The organism is Chelatococcus sp. CO-6, assembly GCF_001271345.1.
GTDB classification, from domain to species: Bacteria; Pseudomonadota; Alphaproteobacteria; order Rhizobiales; family Beijerinckiaceae; genus Chelatococcus_A; species Chelatococcus_A caeni.
On record NZ_CP012398.1, the window covers coordinates 696,983 to 721,167 of the forward strand.

20 protein-coding genes are annotated in these 24,185 nt (G+C 68.4%); 5 read left to right on the forward strand and 15 right to left on the reverse strand.

The features are described 5' to 3' along the window. Window positions 1–225: 225 nt before the first annotated feature. Complete coding sequence (locus AL346_RS03385; RefSeq protein WP_019404302.1) at window positions 226–1,662, reverse strand: outer membrane beta-barrel protein; 1,437 nt, start codon at window positions 1,660–1,662, stop codon at window positions 226–228. 290 nt (window positions 1,663–1,952) lie between these two features. On the opposite strand from AL346_RS03385, the gene AL346_RS03390 reads away from it, so the two are divergent. Continuing rightward, complete coding sequence (locus AL346_RS03390) at window positions 1,953–2,963, forward strand: SIS domain-containing protein (protein WP_019404301.1); 1,011 nt, start codon at window positions 1,953–1,955, stop codon at window positions 2,961–2,963. 204 nt (window positions 2,964–3,167) lie between these two features. Further along, window positions 3,168–3,638: an aminoacyl-tRNA deacylase gene (locus tag AL346_RS03395; RefSeq protein ID WP_026015500.1), complete on the forward strand. Its 471-nt coding sequence runs from the start codon at window positions 3,168–3,170 to the stop codon at window positions 3,636–3,638. Window positions 3,639–3,656: 18 nt separating this feature from the next. Here AL346_RS03395 and AL346_RS03400 read toward each other — a convergent pair whose 3' ends face one another. The 3 genes from AL346_RS03400 to hemH form a co-directional block, all read right to left on the reverse strand. Further along, window positions 3,657–4,121 (reverse strand): NfeD family protein, encoded by a 465-nt coding sequence (locus AL346_RS03400; protein WP_019404299.1) that lies wholly within the window; start codon window positions 4,119–4,121, stop codon window positions 3,657–3,659. A 12-nt stretch (window positions 4,122–4,133) separates the two neighbouring features. Further along, window positions 4,134–5,141 (reverse strand): SPFH domain-containing protein, encoded by a 1,008-nt coding sequence (locus tag AL346_RS03405; protein WP_026015498.1) that lies wholly within the window; start codon window positions 5,139–5,141, stop codon window positions 4,134–4,136. 152 nt (window positions 5,142–5,293) lie between these two features. Then, a complete protein-coding gene (gene hemH, locus AL346_RS03410; protein WP_019404297.1) occupies window positions 5,294–6,373 on the reverse strand; it encodes a ferrochelatase in 1,080 nt (359 codons plus the stop codon). Between the two features lie 222 nt (window positions 6,374–6,595). Here hemH and AL346_RS03415 point away from each other — a divergent pair, with 222 nt between their 5' ends. After that, the gene (locus tag AL346_RS03415) at window positions 6,596–8,122 is read left to right on the forward strand and encodes a bifunctional UDP-sugar hydrolase/5'-nucleotidase (RefSeq protein WP_053193267.1); all 1,527 of its coding nucleotides are present in this window, start codon (window positions 6,596–6,598) and stop codon (window positions 8,120–8,122) included. Window positions 8,123–8,425: 303 nt separating this feature from the next. Here AL346_RS03415 and AL346_RS03420 read toward each other — a convergent pair whose 3' ends face one another. From AL346_RS03420 to AL346_RS03460, 9 genes are all read right to left on the reverse strand, one after another. After that, window positions 8,426–9,658 carry a phenylacetate--CoA ligase family protein gene (locus AL346_RS03420; RefSeq protein WP_019404295.1) on the reverse strand — a complete coding sequence of 411 codons (1,233 nt, stop codon included), beginning with the start codon at window positions 9,656–9,658 and terminating at the stop codon, window positions 8,426–8,428. A gap of 8 nt (window positions 9,659–9,666) precedes the next feature. Beyond that, a complete protein-coding gene (locus AL346_RS03425) occupies window positions 9,667–10,296 on the reverse strand; it encodes a LysE family transporter (protein ID WP_026015497.1) in 630 nt (209 codons plus the stop codon). Window positions 10,297–10,311: 15 nt separating this feature from the next. After that, window positions 10,312–11,151 (reverse strand): ABC transporter ATP-binding protein, encoded by an 840-nt coding sequence (locus AL346_RS03430; protein ID WP_019404293.1) that lies wholly within the window; start codon window positions 11,149–11,151, stop codon window positions 10,312–10,314. A 125-nt stretch (window positions 11,152–11,276) separates the two neighbouring features. Next, window positions 11,277–12,599 carry an ABC transporter substrate-binding protein gene (locus tag AL346_RS03435; RefSeq protein WP_019404292.1) on the reverse strand — a complete coding sequence of 441 codons (1,323 nt, stop codon included), beginning with the start codon at window positions 12,597–12,599 and terminating at the stop codon, window positions 11,277–11,279. Between the two features lie 81 nt (window positions 12,600–12,680). Next, complete coding sequence (locus tag AL346_RS03440) at window positions 12,681–13,757, reverse strand: branched-chain amino acid ABC transporter permease (protein ID WP_019404291.1); 1,077 nt, start codon at window positions 13,755–13,757, stop codon at window positions 12,681–12,683. A 13-nt stretch (window positions 13,758–13,770) separates the two neighbouring features. Further along, window positions 13,771–14,727 carry a branched-chain amino acid ABC transporter permease gene (locus AL346_RS03445; protein ID WP_197286596.1) on the reverse strand — a complete coding sequence of 319 codons (957 nt, stop codon included), beginning with the start codon at window positions 14,725–14,727 and terminating at the stop codon, window positions 13,771–13,773. A 10-nt stretch (window positions 14,728–14,737) separates the two neighbouring features. Then, window positions 14,738–15,541 carry an ABC transporter ATP-binding protein gene (locus tag AL346_RS03450; protein WP_019404289.1) on the reverse strand — a complete coding sequence of 268 codons (804 nt, stop codon included), beginning with the start codon at window positions 15,539–15,541 and terminating at the stop codon, window positions 14,738–14,740. Continuing rightward, a complete protein-coding gene (locus tag AL346_RS03455) occupies window positions 15,538–17,505 on the reverse strand; it encodes an AMP-binding protein (RefSeq protein WP_019404288.1) in 1,968 nt (655 codons plus the stop codon). Before AL346_RS03455 ends, AL346_RS03450 begins: the two co-directional genes overlap by 4 nt. Before the next feature lie 306 nt (window positions 17,506–17,811). Further along, entirely contained in the window at window positions 17,812–18,486 is a 675-nt protein-coding gene (locus AL346_RS03460) for a Crp/Fnr family transcriptional regulator (protein WP_019404287.1), read from the reverse strand. A 180-nt stretch (window positions 18,487–18,666) separates the two neighbouring features. Here AL346_RS03460 and AL346_RS03465 point away from each other — a divergent pair, with 180 nt between their 5' ends. Then, a complete protein-coding gene (locus AL346_RS03465) occupies window positions 18,667–19,200 on the forward strand; it encodes an isochorismatase family protein (RefSeq protein ID WP_019404286.1) in 534 nt (177 codons plus the stop codon). Window positions 19,201–19,216: 16 nt separating this feature from the next. Here AL346_RS03465 and AL346_RS03470 read toward each other — a convergent pair whose 3' ends face one another. Next, window positions 19,217–20,056 carry an AraC family transcriptional regulator gene (locus AL346_RS03470; RefSeq protein WP_197286597.1) on the reverse strand — a complete coding sequence of 280 codons (840 nt, stop codon included), beginning with the start codon at window positions 20,054–20,056 and terminating at the stop codon, window positions 19,217–19,219. A 101-nt stretch (window positions 20,057–20,157) separates the two neighbouring features. Between AL346_RS03470 and AL346_RS03475 the strand changes: the two genes are divergently transcribed. Next, window positions 20,158–20,571 (forward strand): DUF2000 domain-containing protein, encoded by a 414-nt coding sequence (locus tag AL346_RS03475; protein WP_019404284.1) that lies wholly within the window; start codon window positions 20,158–20,160, stop codon window positions 20,569–20,571. 7 nt (window positions 20,572–20,578) lie between these two features. Here AL346_RS03475 and AL346_RS03480 read toward each other — a convergent pair whose 3' ends face one another. Continuing rightward, window positions 20,579–24,076 carry an indolepyruvate ferredoxin oxidoreductase family protein gene (locus AL346_RS03480; RefSeq protein ID WP_019404283.1) on the reverse strand — a complete coding sequence of 1,166 codons (3,498 nt, stop codon included), beginning with the start codon at window positions 24,074–24,076 and terminating at the stop codon, window positions 20,579–20,581. Window positions 24,077–24,185: the final 109 nt, after the last annotated feature.

Genomic DNA, 24,185 nt, shown 5'->3' on the forward strand with positions numbered 1-24,185 from the left:
GCATCCACGCCGTGACGCTCGCGCAGGGGTGAAAGGCGGGGATGGCCGGGACATGCCCGGCCGTGACGGTGGAGAGGCACGCGCTTCTCGGTCGCACTTTCGCGCTGCGCGAACGGACAAGCGGTCAATGCGCTTGACCATGACGGCGGCAGATCGTGGAGCCCTTGATATGGCCGGCCGTCGACAGCCGCCGCAGGCGGCGGCACCCCGGCCCCCCGGCGAAGCTCACCGCTGCAGGCGCAACCCGACGAGGAAGATGTTGGCGGTGTAGTCGTCTCCCGGCGCCGTGCTGTCGAGCCGCTCGTGGGTGAAGCCCGCGCGCACCGCGAGCGAGCGCGTCAGCTTCCAGTCGATCCCGATACGGCCGGTAAAGCCCTTCTCGTTGAGGTCGACGCCCTTGTAGTCGCTGTCGCTGAGCGTCGCCGAGGCCGTGAAGACGAGGTTGCGGCGCAGGGCGTGTTCGAGTGCGAGCGTCGCACTGCGGTTCACGACGCCGCTCGAGCCGGCGATGGTCGTCTCGCCGAGGCTGCTCGCCCCCGTCAGCCGGACGGTGGTCAGCGCCGTCGGCCGCCAGATCAGCGATACTTCGCCGATGGGCCCGCGCAGGTCTGCGAGGCGCGGATCGTCGTACTTGCGCACCTGGTGCCCGATCGCCGCCTCGCCGGTGACGAGCCGCGTGAGCTCGAAGGTGGAGCCGACGCGCGCCCCGAGCCCGTTGGACGAACGCTCGTAACCGCCGGCATTGATCCGCTCGTCGTACTGCCGGCGGTCGATCAGCCCCTCGACGAAGGGGATGAAGCCGGGGTGCACCTCGTAGCCCGCCCGCAGCCGCAATCCATATTCGTTGTAGTTGCGGTAGCTCTGGTCGAGGCGGCTGCCGTCGGCGAACTCGGCGTCGCCATAGACGTTGCGCTCGACGACGCCGGTTGCCCCGAGCGTCAGCCGGTTGAAGCGGTGCGCGCCGCCCAGTGAAGCGCCATACGAGATGATCGTCGGCTGGTTGACGACGCCGCCCGGCAGGTTGGGGTTGTCCGACCGCTGCGTCGTCAGCGATGCCCGCCCCTCGACATTGATGGTCGTATCCCGCGTGGCATCGAGGCGCAGGTTGAGGCGCCCGTCCGCCTCCGGCCGGTCCGCCTTCTCGAGGGTGGGGAAGGCCCAGTAGGAGCCGCGCAGATGGCCCGTGAGCTCATGGCGCGACCAGTCGGACCGCAGGGCCACACCGCCGCGCGTGACGACGGTGGTCGCTCCCTTCACGTTCCCGCTCTCGCGCCGGGGGTTGCTGTCGTAGCCGCCGTCGACCTCGATCGACGGAAAGACCGTCAGCGTGCCGAGGCGCAGGCCGAGCGGCGCCCACGGATCTTCCTCCTCCAACTCGCCTGGCCGCGGGGGGGCGAAAGGCGCGTCGAGCGGCGCGGGCAGGCGCGCGACCGGCACCTGCGACGGACGCAGCGGGCTCTGCTCCAATGAGGTGGGGGCCTGCACCGGACGATGGACGGGCGAAGGCGGCGGCGTCTGCGACCCGTCCCCGGCGGACGTTTCGAGCACGCCTGGCAGCGACACCCGCCCCCCACCGGCGCCGGCCCGATCGGGCTGCACGGTGCCGCGCAGCGTGAAAAACGACGAACCATCCTGGCCGTGCGCGGCCGGCCCCGCGAGCATGATCGCGCCCGCGGCGAGGCACGTTGCCAGCGGCGCGCCGCCGCACCGGCGAGAAGGAATGGAGGGGCCCTGGCGCAAGTGGTCGCTTTCCTGCAAAGGCGATGCGGCTCAGCCGCCGTGACGGTTCTTTCCGGCGGATGGCCAGCGTGGTTAATGGAGGCTAAAGCGGCATGGTTAACGCCCGGTAAGCTTCGGCGCCGACGTCGCCTGCCGCCACTCACCGTGCTAAGACCGCCACGAGAAATCCGAGCGCCCGGCGCTAGGAGCAAGACGAGAGCAGGAAGAACACCATGAGCAGCCTTGCAGCCCGCGACCCCGGCACGACGCAGCGCAGGACCGACACGGCCGTGGCCTCGGCCCTGCGCACGCTGTCGAGCGAGCGGGCCGGGCTCGCGGCCCTGATCGAGGCCATCGGGGGCGATCTCGCCGCCCCCTTCGAGGCGGCGGTCGAGGCGATCGCCGGTGCCCGCGGCCGTGTCATCGTGACCGGCATGGGCAAGTCCGGCCACATCGGCCGCAAGATCGCCGCCACCATGGCCTCGACGGGCACGCCGGCCTATTACGTCCACCCCGGCGAGGCGAGCCATGGCGACCTCGGCATGATCCAGGCGGACGACGCCATCCTCGCCCTCTCCTGGTCGGGCGAGACGACGGAACTGTCCGACATCATCGGCTATGCCAAGCGCTTCCGCGTGCCGCTGATCGCCTTCACATCGAGCGCGCAGTCGACGCTCGGCCGCGAGGCCGACGTGTGCCTTGCCCTGCCCAAGGCGAGCGAGGCCTGCCCCAACGGACTCGCACCCACCACCTCGACGACCATGCAGCTCGCCCTCGGCGATGCGCTCGCCATCGCCCTGCTCGAGAGCCGCGGCTTCTCGGCGCAGGACTTCCGCGTCTACCACCCGGGCGGCAAGCTCGGCGCCCAGCTCAAGTTCGTGCGCGACATCATGCATACCGGCGAACGCCTGCCACTCGTCGGCCGCGGCACGTCGATGGCCGAGGCGATCGTCGAGACGAGCGCCAAGGGCTTCGGCTGCGTGCTGGTGAGCGAGGACGACGGCCGGCTCGCCGGCATCGTCACCGACGGCGACCTGCGCCGGCACATGAACCCCTCGCTCCTCGCCCAGCGCGTCGAGGAGGTGATGAACCCCACGCCCAAGGCCGTCACGCCCGACACGCTGGTCGGCGAGGCGCTGGAGGTGGTGGAGCGGACGAAGGTCGGCGCCCTCGTGGTGGCCGAGGACGGGCGCGCCGTCGGCATCATCCACGTGCTCGATCTCCTGCGCGCCGGCGCCGCCTGACAGCCGGCCGGCTCGTCCCGCCTGCCCGCCGATCGTGCTTTGCGCGCACGGCACCAGACGATATGATCCCCGCCAGGAGCCGGGGGGCCGCCCGTCGGGCGGCGCGGCGAGAAGCAGGATCGTCACGGGTCCGGAAAGGCCGTGACGGATAACGCGTCGGTCCCGAGCGGGGCGAAAGGCCCGCCCGCGAAGGGAGAACGCGTCATGTCCACCGCACCACGACTAGAACACTACCTGTCGCGCAGCGGCGTCGCCTATGACCTCATGCGCCACGAACCCACCGCCACCTCGATGCGCACGGCGAAAGTCTGCGACGTGCCGGCCGACATGATCGCCAAGGCGGTCGTGCTGAAGGACAAGGCCGGCTACATGCTGGCCGTCCTGCCCGCCTCGCGGCACCTCAGCCTGCGCGCCGTCAGCGAGATGCTCGACGAGGAGGTCGAGCTTGCCCGCGAGGCCGAGATCGAGCGGCTCTTCCCGGACTGCGCCCGCGGCGCGGTTCCCCCGCTCGGCGCCGCCTACGGCATGCCGATGATCGTCGACGAGATGCTGGCCGACCTGTCGGACATCTATTTCGAAGCGGGCGACCACGAGACGATCGTCCACATGTCCGGCCGGGACTTCCGCCAGCTCGCCGGCCGTGCGCGCCACGGCCGCATCTGCCTGCAGCAGTAAGCGGGCGACGGCGGCGCCTCAGGCGTCGCCGTCCTCATGTGGCGCGACGACGAGATTGGCGCCGTCGAGCCCCGTGACCGTCACCCGCGTGCCCGCCGGGCAGTCGGGCCCGACGGCGCGCCAGACGGTGTCGTCGACCCGCACCCGGCCCTCCCCACCCGTGATCGGAACATCGAGCGTGAAGCTGCGGCCGACGAGCGCCGCACCGCGCCGGTTGAGGAAGGGCTGGTCGGCCGATCCCTCGTCGCGGCGCCGGGTGACGAGCCGCCCCACGACGACGCTCGCCACGGAGAGCAGCGCGAAGACGATGGCGCTCGCCTGCCACGAGAGGTCGAACAGGGCATCGATCAGGCCTGTCGCGATGGCGGCGAGGCCGAGCCAGATGAGGAAGACGCCAGGCGCTGCGAGTTCGAGCGCCACGAGCACCAGCCCCAGCACAATCCAGGCCCAGGGGCCGAGGGCGATGATCGCCTCGCGGATCACGTGAGCCTCCCGTCAGACCGGGGCGGCAGTGCCGGGCCCGCCGCTCGGGGGCACGCTGCCGCGGCGCGAGGCCTGCAGCTGGCGCGCCACGGCGGTGCCGGAGCCGCCCTCGCCGAAGACGGTCTTGGTGATCTCGCCGAGGCCGGCGAGCGTGCCGACGACACCCGCCGCCTCGATGGGCACGACCACGACCTTCTGGTTGGGCGCCGCGGCGAGGCTCTTGAGCGCGTCGACATATTTCTCGGCGACGAGGAAGTTCGCCGCCGCGAGGTCGCCCTGGGCGATAGCCTCGCTGACGAGCGAGGTCGCCTTCGCCTCGGCCTCGGCGAGGCGCTCGCGCCCCTCCGCGTCGCGGAAGGCGGCCTCCTTGCGGCCCTCGGCGGCGAGGATCTGCGCCTGCTTCTCGCCCTCCGCGCGCAGGATCTGCGCCTGGCGCTCGCCTTCGGCCTCGAGGATGCTGGCCCGCTTCTCGCGCTCGGCCTTCATCTGCCGGGCCATGGCATCGGCGAGGTCGGCGGGCGGCAGGATGTCCTTGATCTCGATGCGGGTCACCTTGACGCCCCAGGGCGAGGCGGCCGCATCCATGACGCGCAGGAGCTTCTCGTTGATCTCGTCGCGGTGCGACAGCAGCTGGTCGAGGTCCATGGAGCCGACGACGGTGCGGATATTGGTCATCGTCAATGTCAGCAGCGCCTGCGACAGGTCCGACACCTCGTAGGAAGCCCGCGGGGCGTCGAGCACCTGGAAGAAGGCGACGGCATCGATCTTCACGCCGGCATTGTCCTTGGTGATGGCCTCCTGGCTCGGCACGTCGAGCACCTGCTCCATCATGTTCACCTTGTGCCCGATGGATTCGACATAGGGCACGATGAGCCCGAGCCCGGGGCCGAGCGAGCGCGAGTAGCGGCCGAAGCGCTCGACCGTATAGGCATAGCCCTGCGGCACCGTGCGCACCCCGAGCGCGATCGTCAGGATGACGAGACCGACGAGGACGATGACGAAGATATCGAAGCCGAACATGATGCCCCCTGAACCGCGCCCCCCGCATGGCGCCTCGCGGCGAGGCTACATATCACATGCCGGCGACCGCGAAAGCACCGGCAACGGTCGCACAGAGGGTCGCGTAATCCGCAGCGGGCTCTCGCTCGCCCGAGGGCGGCCAGGGCGAGCGATCAGACCCAGCCCTGAAGCTCGCGCGTCACGATATGCTCGATGACGCGCATGCCCTCCGGCGAATCGTTGAGGCAGGGAATGGCGGCGAAGTGCTCGCCGCCATGCTCGTGGAAGATCTCGGCGTTTTCGCCGGCGATCTCCTCGAGCGTCTCGAGGCAGTCCGCCGAAAAGCCCGGCATGACCACGGCGAGGCGCTTCACGCCCTTTTCGGCGAGGCCCTTCACGGTCATGTCCGTATAGGGCTGCAGCCATTCGGCCCGGCCGAAGCGCGACTGGAAGGTGAGGATGAAGCGCTCCGGCGGCAGGCCGAGCGCCTCGCGCATCAGCCGCGCCGTCTTCTGGCACTGGCAGTGATAGGGATCGCCCTTGAGGAGGTAGTCCTTGGGCACGCCGTGGAAGGAGGCGATGATGACCTCGGGCTCGAAGGTGAGCTTGGCGAGCTCGGCCTTCAGGCTCTCGACCACCGCTCCGATATAGACGGGATCGTCGTGATAGGGCGGCGAGACGCGGATGGTCGGCTGCCAGCGCATCTGCATCAGCGCCTCGAAGGCCTTGTCGCAGGCGGTGGCGGTGGTCGCGGCGGCATATTGCGGATAGAGCGGCACCAGGAGGATGCGGTCGCAGCCCTCGCGCTGCAGCGCCTCGAGGCGCTCCTTGACGCTCGGATTGCCGTAGCGCATGGCCCAGTCGACGACGAAGCGACCTTCACTTCCGCCCGGCATGGTGGCGAGCTTCTGCGTGAGCTTCTCCGCCTGCGAACGCGTGATCGTCTTCAGGGGCGACTCGTTGCGCTCCTTGTTCCAGATCGTCTCGTAGTCCTTGCCCTTGCGGCCGGGGCGCGTCGTCAGGATGATGCCGTTGAGCAGCGGCCACCACAGGATGCGCGGGGTCTCGATGACGCGCCGGTCGGAGAGGAACTCCTTGAGGTAGCGGCGCATCGACCAGTAGTCGGTGGCGTCGGGCGTGCCGAGATTCAGCAGCAGCACGCCGATGCGCCCCGCCGCGACGGGCGGATGGTCGGCAGGAAGGCGCACAGCGCGGGATGCCGCTTCGCTCGAAGACACCGGATCGCTCTCCATTCGTTGCTCGCACAGGCACGACAGGCCTCATGTAGACACCTTTCGCCGCCTGTCCAATATACGCGCCGCCGCCGCCGGGGGACCGATCGCCGCAGATAAGTTCCAACGGCACCGCTCGCGCCGCTTGCCGGCCGCTCCATGGCCCGACATCATGGGCCCGACATCATGCTTTGGCGCGCCCGCGCCATTCTCCTCGCAAGGTGCCACCGGTCGGAGCCTCCCATGAGCCCCATCTCCCGTCGCCAGACCCTGCGCCTCGGCGTGACCGCCGGCCTCGCCGCCGCCACGCTGACCACCGGCGCCGAAGCCGCACCGCCGCCGGCGAGCTTCACGCTCCTGCTCGTCAACGACATCTACAAGATGAACGAGGACAAGGGACGCGGCGGCTTCCCGCGCCTTGCCGCCATCGTCAAGGCCGAGCGGGCGCGCGGCGTGCCCATGCTCTTCTGCCATGCCGGCGACTGCTTCTCGCCCTCGCTGATGTCCGGCTTCGACCACGGCGCCCACATCGTGGCGCTGACCAACATGATCAAGCCGGACGTCTTCGTGCCCGGCAACCACGAGTTCGACTTCGGCAAGGAGGATTATTTCGCCCGCCAGCGCGAGGCCGAGTTCCCCTTCTTCGCCGCCAACATGCGCGATGCCGCCGGCAATCCCCTGCCCGGCCACCAGGACAGCGCCGTCTTCGAACTCGGCGGCATCAAGGTGGGCGTCGTCGGCCTCATCCTCGAGAACGTGCCGCAGATGTCGGATCCAGGCGACCTCGCCTTCCTGCCGGTGATGGAGACGCTGCGCAAGGAGGCGAAGAAGCTGCGCGAGGAAGGCGCCGACCTCGTTGTCGCGGTCACGCATACGGACCGGGCGATGGACTACGAGATCGTGCGCTCGCGCCTCGTCGACGTGCTGCTCACCGGCCACGACCACGACCTCGCCATCGGCTTCGACGGCAAGACGGTGATGGTGGAATCGAACGAGGAGGGCAATTACGTCACGGCCATCGACTTCACCGCCTCCGTGAGCGGCGAGGGCAGCGCCCGCAAGGTGACGTGGACGCCGACCTTCCGCGTCAACGATTCCCGCGCCGTCGACCCCGACCCGGAGGTGCTCGCGGTCGTTGCGCGCTACGAGGCGGACTTGTCGAAGGAGCTCGACATCGCCGTCGCCACGCTCGCCGCCCCGCTCGACAGCCGCACCGCGAGCGTCCGCTCGCACGAAACCGCCATCGGCGATTTCATCGCGGATGCGATGCGCGAGGCGACGGGCGCCACCATCGCCATCACCAACGGCGGCGGCATCCGCGGCAACAAGCAATATCCGGCCGGCCACGAACTGACCCGCCGCGACATCCTCACCGAGATGCCCTTCGGCAACCGCACCGTCGTCACCAGCCTCACCGGCAAGCAGGTGAAGGCGGCGCTGGAGAACGGCTTCTCGCAGATGGAGCAGCGCGCCGGCCGCTTCCCGCAGGTGTCGGGGCTGACCGTGACGGTCGACCCCAAGCGCCCCGCCGGCAGCCGCGTCGTCGCGGTGACGGTCGGCGATGCGCCCATCGAGGACGACAAGACCTATACGGTCGCCACCAACGACTTCCTGCTGAAGGGCGGCGACGGCTATTCGATGCTGGCGAGCGGCGTCAAGGGCGGCGACCTCGACGTCGCCGGCAAGCTGATGGCGAACGACGTGATGGTCTACGCCCGCAAGCTCGGCACGATCGACATCAAGCCCGAAGGCCGCATCGTGATGCAGTAGGTGCGGCCGGGAGACGTCCTTCAGCCTCAGAAGTTAGGACTAGCCGCCCCAGCGCGACGGATGGATCCCTCCCCTCCAGGGGAGGGTGGATCGGTCCGAAGGACCGAGACGGGCGGGGTCGAGGACGGGAACGACGTGTCTATGTTGACCGCGTGCCCCTCCGTCGCTGCTTCGCAGCGCCACCTCCCCGTGCGGGGAGGATCAAGACTGCTCGGATCCCTCACCCAACGCCTTTGCAAGGGAGGCGCAATCAATCCGGTAGGCGCCCGCTGCCGCCTGCCTATTCCCGACTGCCGTTGCCTCTCAATCATACTTGCGTTCGTCGGCGATGACCTTGCCGTCGTTGGGCAGGGCGCCGGGCGAGACGAGGGAGACGCCGCCCTTCAGCTTGGCGACGGCCTGCAGCGTCTCGCCCACGGCCGCCGCGTCGACGAGATCGGCATTGGCCGTCTCGGCCTGCAGCGTCATCACGTCCATCTCGTCCTCGCGCGTGACGACGAGGCGCAGCTTGCCGAGCTCCGGATGGCGGCGGCCGATCTCGGCCACCTGCTCCGGACGCACGAACATGCCCTTGACCTTCGTCGTCTGGTCGGCACGCCCGAGCCAGCCCCTGATGCGCAGGTTGGTGCGCCCGCAGGGGCTCGTCCCGGGCATGATCGCGGACAGGTCGCCGAGGGCGAGGCGCAGGATCGGATGGTGCGGGTCGAGCGAGGTGACGACCACCTCGCCCACCTCCCCTTCCGCCACCGGATCGCCCGTGCCCGGCCGCACGATCTCGACGATGAGGTCCTCGTTGACGATGAGGCCCTCGCGGGCCGGCGTCTCGTAGGCGATGGCGCCGCACTCCGCGACCGCATAGAGCTGGTAGCCGTCGATGCCGCGCTCGGCGAAAGCCCTCTGCAGCGACGGCGGGAAGGCAGCGCCCGATACCACCGCCCTGCGGAAGGAGGAGGTGTCGAGCCCCGCCGCATCGGCCGCCTCGAGGAGGATCTTCAGGAAATCCGGCGTGCCGGTATAGCCGGTGGGGCGATAGGCGGCGATGACCTGCAGCTGCTGCTCGGTATTGCCGGGCCCGGCCGGGATGACCGCGCAGCCGAGCGCCCGCGCGCCGGAATCGAGGATGAAGCCGCCCGGCGTGAGGTGATAGGAGAAGGTGTTGAGCACCACGTCGCCGCTGCGAAACCCGGCGGCATGGAGCGCGCGCGCCGAGCGCCACGGGTCGGCCTGCGCCCCTTCCGGCTCGAAGATCGGCCCGGGTGAGGCGAAGAGCCGGCTGAAGCTGCCGGGAGCGTCGCCGACATAGCCGCCGAAGGGCGGCGCCGCGCTCTGCAGGGCCGGCAGGTCGGACTTGCGCAGCACCGGCAGGCTCGCCAGCGCCTCGCGGCTCGTGATGTCGAGCGGCTGGATGCCGGAAAGATGCTGGGCCCAGCCGGGCGCCTGCATCGCCTTGGCGACGAGCGTCGGCAGATGGGCGAGAAGCTCCGCCTCCCGCGCGGCGGGGTCGCGCGTTTCGCGATGGTCGTAGAATTCCTTCATCGGTCCTCTCAGCGACGGTCGGTCGCAAGCCGTACGGCGAGCCCGGCGAGCACCAGTCCCATCAGGTAGCGCTGCACCCTGAGCCACAGCGGCCGGCGAGCAAGGAAGGCGGCGATGGCGCCGGCGAATACGACGATGAGCATGTTGACGCTGACGCTCACGCCGATCTGGATCGAGCCGAGGAGAATGTTCTGCAGCAGCACGTCGCCCTTTCCGGGATCGACGAACTGCGGCAGCAGCGACAGGTAGAGCACCGCGATCTTCGGGTTGAGCAGGTTCGTCAGGAAGCCCATGGCGAAGAGGCGGACCGGCCTGTCGGGCGCGAGGTTCCGCGCCTCGAAGGGCGTCGCGCCGCCGGGCTTCACCGCCTGCCAGGCGAGATAGAGGAGATAGGCGGCCCCCGCCCACTTGATGGCCTCGTAGAGGAAGGGCACCGCGAGCGCGAGCGCCGTCAGCCCCACGGCCGCCGCAACCATGTAGAAGACGAAGCCCGCCGCCACCCCGACGAGCGAGACGGCGCCGGCACGCCAGCCCTGCGTGATCGAGCGCGACACGAGATAGATCATGTTCGGCCCCGGCGTCAGCACCATGCCGAGCGCGATCAGCGCGAAAGCCGCCATCCGCCCCGTGTCGACCACGTCCATCCTTCGCTCCTACATCAGCCAGCGCTTGCGGCGCTTGTAGCTCTTCACCTCGCGGAAGGACTTGCGCTCGCCCTCGCCGATGCCGAGGTAGAACTCCTTGACGTCCTCGTTCTCGCGCAGCGAGGCGGCGTCGCCGTCCATCACGATGCGCCCCGTCTCCATGATATAGCCGTAGGTGGCATAGCGCAGGGCGATGTTGGTGTTCTGCTCGGCGAGCAGGAAGGACACGCCCTCCCGGGCGTTGAGGTCCTTCACGATCTCGAAGATCTCCTCCACCACCTGCGGCGCCAGGCCCATCGACGGCTCGTCGAGGAGGATCATCTTCGGCCGGGACATGAGGGCGCGGCCGATGGCGCACATCTGCTGCTCGCCGCCGGAGGTGTAGCCCGACATCGAGCTCTTGCGCTGCCTGAGGCGCGGGAAATAATCGTAGACCATCTCCATGTCGCGCCGGATGGCCGCCCCTCCGTCGCGCCGCGTGAAGGCGCCGGTCAGGAGGTTCTCCTCGATGGTGAGGTGACCGAAGCAGTGGCGCCCCTCCATCACCTGGATGCAGCCGCGCCGCACCAGCTCGTTCGGCGTCATCCGGTCGACGCGCTCGCCGTCGAACTCGATCGAGCCCTTCGTCACCTCGCCGCGCTCGGCGCGCAGCAGGTTGGAGACGGCCTTCAGCGTCGTCGTCTTGCCCGCCCCGTTGGCGCCGAGCAGCGCGACGATGCCGCCGCGCGGCACGGTGAGCGACACGCCCTTCAGCACCAGGATGACGTGGTCGTAGATCACCTCGATGTTGTTCACCGAGAGGATCGTCTCTGTCGCCGCCTCGGCGGCGGGCGCGGCTGCGGTGCTCATGCTGGTTCCCTCGTTCCCCCCTGGCCCTCCGGGAGCGGTTGGGGGCGGACGGTGAAGGTCACGTTTCGCCCTGCCCCCTGCCCCTCCCCCCGCGAGGGGAGAGGGACGAGGCTGCGGACGTTCCGTCAGGACTGCTTGTCGCAGGGCTCCGTGCGCTTCGGCCAGCCGGTGCTCTTCTCGGCATAGTCCTTCGCGGCGGCCTCGAGCAGCGGCTTGACGCGGTCGGCCATCGGCTCGATGGGCTCGGAGATCTTCACCCACTTCTCCCCGTCCCACTGCTGCATGAAGGCCGGGCGATGGCCGTTGTGGTCCGTGCAGGTGAGCTTGATCGGGCCGGCGAAGCCCTCGAGCCCGAGCTCCTTCAGGCGGGCCTCGTTGAGGTCGAGCGTCTCGAGGCCGCGGCGCACGTCCTCGCCCGTCACCACCTTCTTGCCGGTGAGCTGCTGGGCGTTGCGGATGCCCTCGGCGATCAGCATCGAGTTGTAGACGCCGCGGTTGTAGAGCACCTCGCCCAGGGTGTTCTTCTGCGCCTGGCTGAGGCCCTTGTCGACGACGAGCTTCTGGATGTCCTGCAGGGCCGGGAAGTCCGTGCCCACCGCGTGCCAGTTGAGGGTCTTGAAGCCCTTGCCGCCGGCGCCCGCCGAGCGCAGGTCGTCATCGCCTGGCCACCAGATGGAGATGAACTTCTCCATGGGGAAGTTGATCTTCGCCGCTTCCTTCACGGCGGTCGGGTTGAGGGCGCCCCAGCCGTACATCACCATGTAGTCGGGCCGGTCGCGCCGCACGCTCAGCCACTGCGAGGACTGGTTCTGCATGCTGTCGGCCGGCACGGGATAGAGCTTGAGCTCGAAGCCGAGGTCGCGCGACAGCTGGTCGAAGAGCGGCAGGGGCTCGCGGCCGAAGCCCGCGTCGAGATAGACGTAGCCGATCTTCTTGCCCTTGAGCTTGTCGAGGCCGCCCTCCTGCTCGCCGATGTACTTGATGATCATCGACAGACCATCCCAGTAGGTGTTCGGCGGGTTGAAGATCCACGGGAAGGTGTCGCCGTCCGCCGAGGCCGAGAGGCCATAGGCCATGGACAGGATCGGGATCTTGTCGACGGCCGCGCGCGGGATGAGCGGCAGGGTGATGCCCGTCGACCACGGGTTGATCATCACCGGGTTCTTGCCCTTCACCGCCTCGTAGCACTCGACGCCCTTCTTGGTGTCGTAGCCCGTCTCGCACTCCTCGAGGATGAGCTTGGCGCCGCCGATGCCCCCATCACGCTCGTTGAGCATGGTGAGATAGTCGCGCATGCCGTTGGCGATCGGGATGCCCGACCCCGAGAAGGGGCCGGTGCGGTAGGTGAACAGCGGCACATAGACCGAATCCTGCGCCTTGGCCGGCACGGCGAAGGCCGCCGATGCCACGACCGCGGTCGCCAGGATGGTGGAAAGCTTGCGCACCATGTTTCGTTTCCTCCCGTTGAAGCGCCCCGCCTGCGACGCGGCGCCCGTCCGTTTGTCCGGCTCGTTCCCGGTCCTGCCGCGCTAGTAGGGGAAGGGCCAGACCCTGAGCTTCTGCTTGCCCGTCTGCCAGAGCCGCGCCAGTCCGTGCGGCTCGACGATCAGGAAGAAGATGATGAGCGCGCCGACGATCATGAACGTCAGGTGCTCGACCGTGGCGGCCCCGATGTTGAGGCCGACGAGTGAGGGCGCCCCGCGCAGCACGATGGGCAGGATGTAGATGAGCGCCGCGCCGAAGAAGGAGCCGGTGAGGCTGCCGAGCCCGCCGATGATCACCATGAAGAGGATCAGGAAGGACTGGTTGATGGAGAAGACCTCGGGCTCGGCGCCGCCGTACCAGAGGAAGACCATCAGCGCGCCGGCGACGCCGCAGTAGAAGGACGAGACGGCGAAGGCGAGCAGCTTCGTCGGCAAAAGCTTGATGCCCATGAGCTCGGCGGCGATGTCCATGTCGCGCACCGCCATCCACGAGCGGCCGATGCGGCCGTGGACGAGGTTCGAGGCGACCCACGTCAGCAGGATGACGATGCCGAGGACGACGTAGTAGCGCATCTCGGGCGAGGCATTGGGGCCCGTCACCGGGATGCCGAAGAGGGTCCGCGTCGGCACCTCGATCGCGCCCGAGACGTTGTAGTTGTAGAGCCACGGGATGCGGATGAAGCACCACTGCAGGAAGAATTGCGCGGCAAGCGTCGCCACCGCGAGGTAGAAGCCCTTGATCCGCAGCGACGGCAGGCCGAAGAACACGCCGACGGCCGCGGCGAACAGGCCCGAGGTGAGGATCCAGACGATGATGTTCACGCCGGGGAAGATCGTCGTCAGCTTGTAGCAGGCGAACGCCCCCACGCCCATGAAGCCGGCCGTGCCCAGCGACAGGAGCCCGGTGTAGCCGGTCAGGAGGTTGAGCCCGATCGACGCCAGCGCGAAGATGAGAAACGGGATCATCACCACCGACAGGAAGAAGGCGTTGCCCGCGAGCGGGATGACCACGAGGGCGAGCGTGAGGATGAGGGCGATGCCGATCTTGTCCTGCAGGATCGGGAAGACCGCCATGTCTGCGGCATAGTTCGTCTTGAACTGGCCTGCTTCGCGGTAGAACACGGATGCCGCCTCCTCAAATCCGCTCGATGATCTTCTCGCCGAACAGGCCCTGCGGCCGGAACAGCAGGAAGCCGAGGGCGATGACATAGGCGAGCCAGCTCTCGATCCCGCTGCCGACCAGAGGCCCCCAGTAGAACTCGCCGAGCTTCTCGCCGACGCCGATGATGAGCCCGCCGACGATGGCGCCGGGCACCGAGGTGAAGCCGCCGAGGATCAGCACCGGCAGGGCTTTCAGCGCGATGATCTGCAGCGCGAAGGACACCTCCGAGCGCGCGCCCCACATGATGCCGGTGGCGAGCGCCACGATGCCGGCGGTGAACCAGACGATGATCCAGATCTGGTTGAGCGAGATGCCGACCGACAGCGCCGCCTTGTGGCTGTCGGCGACCGCCCTGAGCGCCCGCCCGATGCGCGTCTTCTGGAAGAAGACGGCGAGCGAGGCCACCATGATCGAGGCGATGACCGCCGCCGTGATGTCGATCTTCTGCAGGCTGACGAAGCCGCCGAGCATCTCGAACTCGACGGAGCCGCGCGGCAGGTAGAGCTGGTCGGTGATCATCACCTTCGGGTTGCCGCCGAAGACGAGCTCGCCGAAGCCGATGAGGAAATAGGTGAGCCCGAAGGTCGCCATGAAGAGGATGATGTCGGGCTGGTTGACGAGCGGGCGCAGCACGATGCGCTCGACGCCGACGGCGAGCACGAACATCACGCCGATGGTCAGGATGAGCGCCAGGATCGCCGGCACGCCGGCCTCGTAGAGTCCGACGAGGGTCAGCGCCGCGAACACCACCATGATGCCCTGGGCGAAGTTGAAGACGCCCGAAGCCTTGAAGATGAGCACGAAGCCGAGCGCGATCAGCGCATAGAGCACGCCCGAGACGAGCCCCTCCCACAGCGTCTGCACGAGAAGGTCCGGCGCCGAGCCCATCTGCACGAAGGGGTCGATGAAGATGTTGTACAGGATGTCCATCAATACGCCCTCAGTGCGGCACGCCGAGATAGGCGTCGATGACGGCCTGGTTGCTCTTGACCTCGTCGGGCACGCCGTCCGCGATCTTGCGGCCGTATTCGAGCACGACGACGCGGTCCGAGAGGTCCATGACGACGCCCATGTCGTGCTCGATGAGCGCGATGGTGGTGCCGAACTGGCTGTTGACGTCGAGGATGAAGCGGCACATGTCCTCCTTCTCCTCGAGGTTCATGCCCGCCATCGGCTCGTCGAGCAGCAGCAGCTCCGGCTCCATGGCGAGCGCCCGGCCGAGCTCGACGCGCTTCTGCAGGCCGTAGGGCAGCCGCCCCACCGGCACCTTGCGGATGGCCTCGATCTCGAGGAAATCGATGATCTCCTCCACCACCTTGCGGTGCTCGATCTCCTCGGCCATCGCCGGCCCGTGCCGCAGCATCTGCCAGAAGAAGCCGCGCCTCATCTTCAGCGTGCGCCCGGCCATGATGTTGTCGAGCGTCGTCATGCCCTTGAAGAGCGCGACGTTCTGGAAGGTGCGCGCGATGCCCTGGCTCGCCGCCACATAGGGGCGCATCTTCGAGCGCGTCCTGCCCTTGAAGGTGATGCGCCCGTCCTGCGGGTGGTAGAAACCGTTGATGACGTTGAGCATCGACGTCTTGCCCGCGCCGTTCGGGCCGATGATGGCGCGGATCTCGCCCTTGCGGATGTCGAAGGAGACATCCGTGATGGCCTTGACCCCGCCGAAGCGCAGGGAAACGTTCTCGACGGCGAGCAGGACGTCGCCGGCCGTGACACCGGCATCCATGTCGGGCGCCCTCATGCGGCCTTCTCCTTCGCCGCGGCGGGATAGATCCGCATGTCGCGGATCTTGACGCGCGCCGAAATCGTGCCCTTGCGGCCGTCCTCGAAGGTCACTTCGGTCGTGATGTCGGCCTCGCGCGAGCCGTCGTAGAGCGCCGTGATGAGCGGCGCGTAGCGCTCGGCGATGAAGCCGCGCCTGACCTTCTGCGTGCGCGTGAGCTCGCCGTCGTCCGCATCGAGCTCCTTGTGCAGGATGAGGAAGCGGCGGATCTGCGCACCGGCCATCATCGGCTCGGCGGCGAGGGAGCGGTTCACCTCGTCGACGTTCTTCTCGAGCATGTCATAGACGAGCGGATGGCCGGCGAGCTCCTGGTAGGAGCCGTAGACCACGTTGTTGCGCTCGGCCCAGTTGCCAACGGCGGTGAGGTCGATGTTGATGAAGCAGGAGACGTAGTCGCGCTCGTGGCCGAAGGCGACGGCCTCCTTCACGTTGGGGAAGAACTTCAGCTTGTTCTCGATGTACTTGGGCGGGAAGAGCGAGCCGTCGTTGAGCTTGCCGACGTCCTTGGCGCGGTCGATGATCTTGAGGTGGCCGGCGGGGTCGAAGAAGCCGGCATCGCCCGTCTTGATGAAGCCGTCCTCGGTCAGCACCTCGCTGGTCTTCTCCTCATCCCTGAAATAGCCGGTGAACATGCCCGGCGAGCGGAACAGCACCTCCCCGCTCTCGGAGAGGCGGATCTCGACATTGGGCATCGGCGGGCCGACCGTGTCCGGCTTGATGGCGCCGTCGGGCTGGGCCGTGACGTAGAGGAAGGCCTCCGTCTGGCCGTAGAGCTGCTTCAGGTTGAGGCCGAGCGAACGGTAGAAGGAGAAGAGGTCCGGCCCGATCGCCTCGCCCGCCGTATAGGCGACGCGGATGCGCGAGAAGCCGAGCACGTTCTTCAGCGGCTCGTAGACGAGGAGCCGCCCGAGCCCGTAGAGCAATCGCCCGCCGAGCGGCACGTCTTCGCCGTTGAGGATCTTCTCGCCATAGCGCTTCGCGACGCCGATGAAGTAATGGAACATGCGCCGCTTCAGCCCGCCCGCATCCTCCATGCGGATCATGACGCGAGTCAGGATCTGCTCGAAGACGCGCGGCGGCGCGAAATAGAAGGTCGGGCCGATCTCCTTGAGGTCCTGCATCGCCGTCTCGGCGGATTCCGGGCAGGCCATGCAGAAGCCGGCGACGAGCCCCTGGGCATAGTTGAGGTAATGGTCGCCGACCCAGGCGAGCGGCAGGTAGGCGAGCACCTCGTCCTTCTCACCCAGCTTGTCGAAGGTCACCGTGTCGCGCGCCGCGGCGATGCAGCGCTCCGCCGTCAGCACCACGCCCTTCGAGCGGCCGGTCGTGCCCGAGGTGTAAAGGATGATGGATACGTCCGAGCCCTTGCCGGCGGCCATGATGCCGTCGAGCCAGGATGAGACCGCAGGATCCTTCAGCGCCTCCTCGCCCTCTGCGATGACCTCGGCCATCGGGTGGAGGCGCGTATGGTCGTAGTCGCGCAGGCCGCGCGGCTCGTCGTAGATCATGTGCCGCAGCAGGGGCAGGCGCTCGGAGACGGAGAGGATCTTGTCGACCTGCTCCTGGTCCTGCACCGCCGCGAACTTCACCTCGGCGTGGGCGAGGACATAGGCGAGCTCGTCCGCCACGGCGTCGGCATAGACGGGCACGGGCACCGCCCCGAGCATCTGGGCTGCCATCACCGTCCAGTAGAGCTTCGGCCGGTTGGCGCCGACGATGGCGATGGCCTCGCCGTGCTTGAGGCCGAGCCGCTCGAGCCCCACCGCAAGGCAGCGCACGTTTTCGTAGACCTCGGCCCACGTCCACGTCTGCCAGATGCCGAGATCCTTGTGGCGGAAGGCCGGCCGGTCGCCGCGCACCGCCGCGTTGTGCGCCAGAAGCTTGGCGAAAGTGTCCGCCCGCACGGAATCGACCGCTGTCACGGCACGTTCCTCCCTTCGGCCCCATCGGCCATGGCGTTTCCCTACAGGCCGGGTTTTGCCGGCTCTCGTTGATGCTCGAATAGTGCGCGGAGGGCCGCATCTCCGCAAGCATCCGCTTGACAGACAAGTCAGGCCCGTGTTGGCTGGGATGCCGGCTTGTGCCGACCGTTTTCCCCGCCTTTTTTGTCCATTTCGTCCCGTTCCTCCGTCATGCGGGACCTGTTTGGCGTCGCAGCATTCTGTGCGGAAAAACGAATATCACCTGGGAGCGATCCGCAGAAATCGTGCGGCGATTCGCATCCGGCCTCATTCGCCGTAGCGGGCCAGCCGGCGCAGGTCGATGATGCGCACGCCGCTGTGCTCGATCTTCAGGAGGCCCTCGTCCTCGAGCGCCCGGAGGCACTTGTTGGTCATTTGGCGCGACAGGCCGGAGAGCAGCCCGAGCTCCTCCTGGCTGATGTCGAGATAGCTGCCGACGCTCGGATAGAGCACCGGGTTGAACATCCAGGCGAGGCCGCGCGCGAGCCGCGCCTGCGCGTCGAGCATGCGGTCATAGCCGAGCACGGCGATGAACTGGCCGAGCCGCTCGTTGAGCTGATGGACGAGGAAGCGGTTGAAGGCGACGCTGTTGTCGAACAGCCAGAGGAAGGTCGCCCGGTTCATCAGCGCAAGGCGCGTCGCACGGATGGCGACGAGGTCGTACTTGCGCTGCTCGTCCTTGAGCAGGGTGCCTTCGCCGAACCATCCGCCCGCCGGCATGCCGGTGAAGGTGACGGCCTTGCCCGTGTCGGACACCGTGCTGACCTTGACGAGGCCGCTGACGACGCCGGACCAGCTGTCGAAGCGGTCCCCCTGATGGCAGATATACTCTCCCTGCGCAAAGCTGCGCTCGACGATGCCCCTCGCCGCCCGCTCCCGTTCGGCCGGGGAAAGATCATGCGCCCAGCGCGCAATGGAAAGAAGATGCTCGGTCGTGATCAAGACACTGTCCGTGGCCGCGTCGCCGGCACACTATAGAGAGGCTTGCCGGCCAAGCGAAGCATCGTGCGCCGCCCGGGGGCTCGGCCTTGCGTCTCCCTTCTTTCGTCCTCTTGTCCAGCCTCGTCGGGAATGGAACCTTGGCGGCAGAAACCGGGTGAACCTTGGGGGAACCATCCTGCGATGATCATCGAAGCCGAACGCTCCTGCCTTCTCCTCGTCGACTTTCAGGGCCGCCTCGCCCCCGCCATTTCAGGCGCCATGGAGACGGTCGCTGCGGCGCGGCGCCTCGCGCTCGCCGCCCGGCTCTTCGACGTGCCCGTCATCGCCAGCGAGCAGAACCCGCAGGGGCTCGGCCCGACGATCGAAGCCCTGCGCGACCTGCCGGAGCTCGTCATCGCCAAGACGGCCTTCGACGCCTCGCGCCAGAGCGAACTGCAGGATGCCCTCGACGAGAACCGCGACACCGTGCTCATCGCCGGCTGGGAGGCGCACGTCTGCGTCATGCAGACGGCCTTCGGCCTCAAGATGAACGGCTTCGCCCCCATCGTCGTGGCCGACGCCATCGGCTCGCGCCAGCCGGCGAGCAAGGCCGCCGCCCTCGACCGGCTCGCCCGCCACGGCGTCGAGATCGTTACGAGCGAGATGGTCGTCTTCGAATGGCTGCAGGATTGCGAGCACCCGCGCTTCAAAGAAGCGCTCGCCCTGATCAAGTGACGCAAGACCGCAACGGTCAGGTGCGCCGCGGCAGGCGCGGCACACCGGCCTGCCGCGCATAGGCCGCCGGGGTCAAACCGTAGGCGCGCTTGAAGAGCCGGGTAAGGTGGGCCTGGTCCGTGAAGCCAGCCTCCGCCGCCGCTTCGGCGGGCGGGATGCCGCGGGCGAGCGCGCCCTTGGCCGCCTCCAGGCGGATGGCGCGCAGATATTCGCTCGGCGGCAGGCCGAAGCGGCGCCGGAAGGCACGGATGAGCTGAAAGCGCCCGAGCCCTTCTCCCTCGGCCAGCGCCTCGATCGTCAGCCGCTCCGCCATCTCCTCCCGCATGCGCGCGGCGAGCCGGGCGATGGCTCCATGGCCTGCATCCTCCGCCCGGCCGCGCCGCCCGGCGTGACGCATGAGCGTGGCGGCGAGCCCGAGGTAGCGCTCCCCCGCCGCGAAGGGATCATCCCCAGCGTCGAGCTCGTGCGCATAGGCGAAAAGCGCGGCGGCAAGCGGCGGATCCTCCGCCACCACATCCCGGAAGCCGATCTCGTGCCTGGGGCCGAGCTCGGCGAGCGCGGCCGATAACGGCTCCGGCGCCAGATAGAGCATGCGGTAGACAACGCCCGCGTCGGTCGTCGCATGGCCGTCATGCAGGTCGAAGGGGCTGAACAGGATGACGGAGCCCGGCTGCGTCCGGTGCCGGGCGCCGCGGCACCAGAAGCTCTGCGATCCCCGCTCCGTGAAGCCGACCGCATAGGTCGCATGCGCGTGCCGGCCGTAGGCGTGCCGGCTGAGGCCGGCCTGCAGCGCCTCGGCGCCGCGCGTGTCGTCGCGCCGTGTTCGGAACCAGTCGTCGGCAGTTGCCTGTTGCAAGACCATCTCTCCTCGCCGCACCAGCGTACAAGACGCGGGGCGCAACCGGAAACGATCCTGGACACGACAGCCCAACGAAGAGGCAGGAGAGCCGGGATCACATGAAGTTCGACACCAAGATCGCCATTGCCGTGCGCGAGGATCTCGCCGTCTGGCAGAAGCTCAACATGGTCGCCTTCCTCGCGAGCGGCATCGCCGCCGGCAGGCCCGGCACCATCGGGGAGCCCTATCGGGACGGCTCGGGCCGGCAATACTGGTCGATGTTCGGCCAGCCCGTGGTCGTGCTGACCGCCGCGGACGGCGCTGCGCTCAAGGCCGCTTACGAGCGGGCCTGGTCGCGTAGCCTCGGCCTCGCCGTCTTCACCGAGCAGCTGTTCGCGACGGGCCACGACGCGGCAAACCGCGCCGCCGTCGCCGCCGTGCCGAGCCCGGAGCTCGATCTTGCGGGCTTTTCCGTGCACGGGCCGCGCAATGATGTCGACCGCGCCCTCAAGGGGCTCGGCCTGCACCGGTGAGCGCGGCCTATTCCGCCGCCATGGCGAGCGGCGGCTCGCCGGCGCGCCAGCGCTCGATGAGCTCGGCCTCCTCCTTCTTCGCCGCCTCGAGATGGCGCAGCTTGACGTGGCCGAAGCCGCGGATCTTCTCGGGGATCGAGGCGAGGGCGACGGCGAGCGCGTGGTTCTCCTGCGTGAGACCCTGCGTGAGCTCCGCGACGAGCGCCTCGTAACCCTTGATCAGCTGCCGCTCCGTGCGCCGCTCGGCGGTATAGCCGAAGACATCGAGCGCCGTGCCGCGCAGCACCTTGAGCCTCGCGAGCAGGCGGAACACGGGCAGCATCCGCGGGCCGAAGCTCGTCTTCTTCGGGTTGCCCTTGGCATCCTTGCGCCCGAGGATCGGCGGCGCGAGGTGGAATTCGTAGCGCAGGTTCTCGCCGGAGAAGGTCGCCCTCACCTGCTTCTCGAAACTGCCGTCGGTATAGAGCCGCGCCACCTCGTACTCGTCCTTGTAGGCCATGAGCTTGAAGAGATAGCGCGCCACCGCCGTCGCCAGCGCCGTCGCGCCGGGCTTCACCGCCGTCTCGCGCTCGCGCACGCGCTCGACGAGCGCCGCGTAGCGCGCCGCATAGGCGCTGTTCTGGTAGGCGGTGAGGAAGTCGACGCGCCGCTCCACCATCTCGTCGAGCGTCTGCGAGATGTGCCGGGCTGGCGTCGCCTCGCGCGTCGGCGCCACGAGCTGCTCGATGCGCGCCGGCTCCAGCGCCGCACGCCGGCCCCACAGGAAGGCCGCCTTGTTGAGCCCGACCGCCTGGCCGTTGAGCGCGATGGCCTTCTCCAGCGCCGCGGCCGAGACCGGCACCTTGCCGCGCTGGTAGGCGAAGCCGAGCATGAACATGTTGGCCGCGATGGCGTTGCCGAGGATGGCGTTGGCGATGCCGGTCGCGTCGACGAAGGCGACGCCCTCGCCGGCAGCGGCCGCGATGGCCCGCTTGATGCGCTCGCTCGGCAGGTGGTAGTCGGCGTTGCGGGTGAACTCGCCCGGATGCACCTCGGCCGTGTTGACGACGACGGTGGTGCCGTCTTGCCGGATGGCGGCGAGCACCTTCTTCATGCCGGTGACGACGAGGTCGCAGCCGAGGATGAGGTCCGCCTCGCCGGCGAAGACGCGGATGGCGTGGATGTCTTCGGGCTTCTCGGCCAGCCGGACGTGGCTGAAGACGGCGCCGCCCTTCTGGGCGAGGCCCGCCATGTCGATCATGCCGCAGGCCTTGCCTTCGAGATGCGCCGCCATGCCGAGGATGGCGCCGATCGTGACGACGCCCGTGCCACCGACACCGGTGACGATGATGTTCCACGGCCGGCCGTTGAAGTCCGGCAGCTCCGGCTCGGGCAGCATCCCCCAGTCATCCGCGCTCTCCTTCACCTTGGCCGGAGCCGGTTTCTTCAGCTGCGCGCCATGCACGGTGACGAAGGAGGGGCAGAAGCCGTTGACGCAGGAAAAATCCTTGTTGCAGTTCGACTGGTCGATGAGGCGCTTGCGGCCGAACTCGGTCTCCAGCGGTTGCACCGAGACGCAGTTCGATTTGACGCCGCAGTCGCCGCAGCCCTCGCAGACGAGCTCGTTGATGATGACGCGCTTGTCGGGATCCGGGAACTCGCCCTTCTTGCGCCGCCGGCGCTTCTCGGCCGCGCAGGTCTGGTCGTAGATGAGCGCGGTGACGCCGGGGATCTCGGCGAGCTCGCGCTGCACGGCCTCGAGATCGTCGCGGTGGTGGAAGGTGATGCCCGCCGGCCACGCGATGGTCGCCGGATATTTGTGCGGCTCGTCCGAGACGAGGGCGATGCGCTCGACGCCTTCGGCGCGCACCTGCCGGGCGATCATGTCCACCGTGAGGCTGCCCTCGTGGTGCTGGCCGCCGGTCATGGCGACGGCGTCGTTGAACAGGATCTTGTAGGTGATGTTGGTCTTCGTCGCGATGGCCCAGCGCAGGGCGAGGATGCCCGAATGGTTGTAGGTGCCGTCGCCGAGGTTCTGGAACACGTGGCCGCGCTTGGAGAACGGCGCCTCGCCGATCCAGTTGGCGCCCTCGCCGCCCATCTGGGTGAAGCCGTCGGTGCGCCGGTCCATCCACTGCACCATGTAGTGGCAGCCGATGCCGGCATAGGCGCGCATGCCTTCCGGCACTACCGTCGAGCTGTTGTGCGGGCAGCCGGAGCAGTAGTGCGGCAGGCGGTTGGCGATCTCCGGCGCCTCCTTGAGGGCGCGCTGGAACTCCTTGATGCGGGCGACGCGCGCCGCGAGTTCCTCGCTCGGGTGGTAGCGCAGCACGCGCTCGCCGACCGCGATGGCGATGTCGTTGGGGTCGAGCGCGCCCTTGACCGGGAAGAGCCAGTTGCCCTCCTCGTCCTTCTTGCCGACGCAGATCGGCTGGTCGGCCGTGCCGTAGAGCTCCTCGCGCAGCTGCACCTCGATGAGCGAGCGCTTCTCCTCGACCACGATCACCATGTCGAGGCCGCGGGCGAAGTCGAGCAGGTCGGCGCGGCCGAGCGGCCACGGGCAGGCGATCTTGTAGAGGCGGATGCCGAGGTCGTTGGCGCGGACCTCGTCGATGCCGAGGTCCTCGAGCGCCTGGCGCACGTCGAGATAGCTCTTGCCGACGGTGACGATGCCGATCTTCGGGTTGCGCCCACCCGAGGTGATGATGCGGTTGAGCCTGTTGGCGCGCACGAAGGCGAGCACGGCCTCGCGCTTGAACTCGTGCAGCCGCTCCTCCTGCTGGAGGATGTTGTCGAAGGGCCGGATGTTGAGCCCGCCCGGCGGCAGAACGAAGTCTTCCGGCAGGACGATGTCGAGCCGGTCCAGCGAGCCGTCGACGATGGCGGTCGATTCCACCGTGTCCTTCATGCCCTTGAGGGCCACCCAGGTGCCGGCGAAGCGGCTGAGCGCATAGCCGTAGAGGCCGTAGTCGATCAGCTCCTGCACGCCGGCCGGGTTGAGGATCGGCACCATCATGTCGACGAAGTTGAACTCCGTCTGGTGCGCCACGGTGGAGGATTCGGCCGTGTGGTCGTCACCCATGATGGCGACGACGCCGCCATGCTTCGACGTGCCGGCCATATTGGCATGACGGAAGACGTCGCCCGAGCGGTCGACGCCCGGGCCCTTGCCGTACCACAGCGAGAAGACGCCGTCGTATTTGCCCTCGCCGCGCATCTCGGCCTGCTGCGTGCCCCAGACGGCGGTCGCGGCGAGATCCTCGTTGAGGCCGGGCTGGAAGACGATTCCCGCCGGGTCGAGATGGCGCCTGGCGCGCTCGAACTGCTGGTCGAGGCCACCGAGCGGCGAGCCGCGATAGCCGGAAACAAAACCGGCGGTATGGAGGCCCATCCGCCGGTCACGCTCCCGCTGCATCAGCATGAGGCGTACGATCGCCTGCGTGCCGGTGATGAAGACGCTGCTCTTCGTCAGGTCGTACTTGTCGTCGAGCGACACGTCCCTAAGCGGAATGGCGGGCTGGCCCATGCCGATCCTCCTCCTGGCGCCCCCTCGGACGCGCTTGCCGCCGGATTGTTTCCCGGTCTTGGCCATGTCGATATGTCAGTAATGCTGACATAATTCCGAATCCGCGTCA